The organism is Nocardioides sp. CPCC 206348, from assembly GCF_048654705.1.
GTDB lineage: Bacteria > Actinomycetota > Actinomycetes > Propionibacteriales > Nocardioidaceae > Nocardioides.
On sequence record NZ_JBMCZA010000065.1, the window covers coordinates 1 to 364 of the forward strand.

Annotated in this window: 1 protein-coding gene and 1 tRNA gene; both read left to right on the plus strand. The window is 66.8% G+C overall.

Going from position 1 to position 364, the window contains the following annotated elements:
* Positions 1–25 precede the first annotated feature (25 nt).
* Positions 26–98, plus strand: a tRNA-Ala gene (locus tag ACOADB_RS02370).
* Between the two features lie 81 nt (positions 99–179).
* A partial coding sequence (locus ACOADB_RS02375; protein ID WP_378596307.1) for a hypothetical protein occupies positions 180–364 on the plus strand: 185 nt, incomplete at its 3' end.

A 364-nucleotide genomic window follows, 5' to 3' on the forward strand; every position in this document is an offset into this window, starting at 1 on the left:
GCAACCGTCTCGAGACCCCCGGCCAGGGGCCTTAGCTCAGCTGGTAGAGCGCTGCCTTTGCAAGGCAGATGTCAGGAGTTCGAATCTCCTAGGCTCCACCGATGAAACCGCAGCTCATGCTGCGGTTTCTTCTCGTTGTGGGGTTTGTCGGGACCGGACCGGGGGGAGGGTCGCCATCCATGAACCTCTCTGGAGTCCGGCGTGCTCCCCTCGCCGTACTGGTGGCCTGCGTGGTCCTGGCGGTCGCGGGCTGCAACGACCAGGACCGGTCTGGCGGATCCGGAGGGGATTCGGGGCACGAACCGACCAGTCCCAGCGCCGCGGCTTCGGACGCTGCTGTCGACGAGCAGGCGATGCACGCCCC